1 protein-coding gene and 1 pseudogene are annotated in these 1,252 nt (G+C 79.8%); both read left to right on the top strand.

All coding sequences use genetic code 11. The features are described 5' to 3' along the window. Window positions 1-230: 230 nt before the first annotated feature. Entirely contained in the window at window positions 231-689 is a 459-nt protein-coding gene (locus tag FA014_RS19525; RefSeq protein WP_154731255.1) for a regulatory protein RecX, read from the top strand. Between the two features lie 256 nt (window positions 690-945). After that, window positions 946-1,252, top strand: a pseudogene (locus tag FA014_RS19520) (ribonuclease Y); the annotation flags it as partial.

Here is a 1,252-nt window from a genome sequence, read left to right as displayed (position 1 = left end):
CACCCCACGTCCTCGTCCGCTCCGCTCACGAGCCCGAGGGGGCCCCGAGATGAGCTCCGTCCTGTACGACGAGCCCGGACCCGTCGCCCGCCGTCGCGACCGGAGGCGGTCCCCGGGACGCGGGGCGTCGCCGGACGTCCGGCCGTCGTCGCGCGCCCGCGACGGAGCCACCGGGGTCCGGCGCCGCCGCGTCCGACGCCGAGCCCGACCCCGAGTCGGTCGCCCGCGCCATCGCCCTGCGCCAGCTCACCGCCGCCCCCCGCAGCCGCGCCCAGCTCGCCGAGGCGATGGCGAGGCGCGACGTGCCCGAGGACGTCGCGGACCGCGTGCTCGACCGGTTCACCGAGGTCGGCCTGGTGGACGACGCCGCCTACGCGGAGATCCTCGTCCGCAGCCGGCACGCCGAGCGCGGCATGTCCCGGCGCGCGCTCGCGATGGAGCTGCGCCGCAAGGGCGTCGACGACGAGGTGGCGCGCGAGGCGCTCGAGCAGGTGGACGACGCCGACGAGGAGCAGGCGGCCCGCGCCCTCGCCCGCAAGAAGCTCCGGGCCACCCGGGGGCTCGACCGCGAGGTCCGGCTGCGCCGGGCCTACGGCGCGCTCGGCCGGCGGGGGTACGGCGGTTCGCTGGTGTCCCGGGTGGTCCGGGAGGAGCTGGCGGCCGAGGGCGAGGACGTCCGGGACGACTGACCCGCCTCCGGCCCACCCGACGCGGGCGGTGCCCGCGTCGTCGCGCGCCACTCGGGCCAGGTCGCCGGGTGGCCCGCCCGGATGAGGAACAATGGGCCCACCTCGCGCCGCCGCCTCACCTCCGCGCCGCCCGTACGGCCCGCACCCCAGCGGACCCGCGGCGGCAGCACCGGTCGCGGCTGCCGCGAGGCCCCACGGGGGCACGGATCCGCCGCGCGCCCGGACCCAGCCGAGCACACCCCGGGAGCGTGGACGCATGCAGGACGTGGCGATCATCGTGGGACTGCTCGCCGCCTGCCTCGTCGCGCTCGTCCTCGTGCTGCTCGCGCGCCGGGAGGCCGCCGCCGTGCGCCGGCAGGCGCAGGAGGACGTGCAGTCGATCCGCGACGAGGCCCGCACCGCCCTCGCGGACGCCCAGCGACGCGAGGCCCGCGCCGCGGAGCGGGAGGAGAGCGCGGCCGCCGCCGAGCGGACGGCGACCGAGCAGGAGCGCGCCGCCCGGGCCGCGAACGACGCCGCCGCCGACCTGCGGCGCGAGGCCGCCGAGCAGGCGGCCACCGTCG

This window comes from Cellulomonas hominis, from assembly GCF_005239125.1.
Lineage (GTDB): Bacteria > Actinomycetota > Actinomycetes > Actinomycetales > Cellulomonadaceae > Cellulomonas > Cellulomonas hominis_A.
This window is presented reverse-complemented; position numbering and strand designations above follow the sequence as displayed.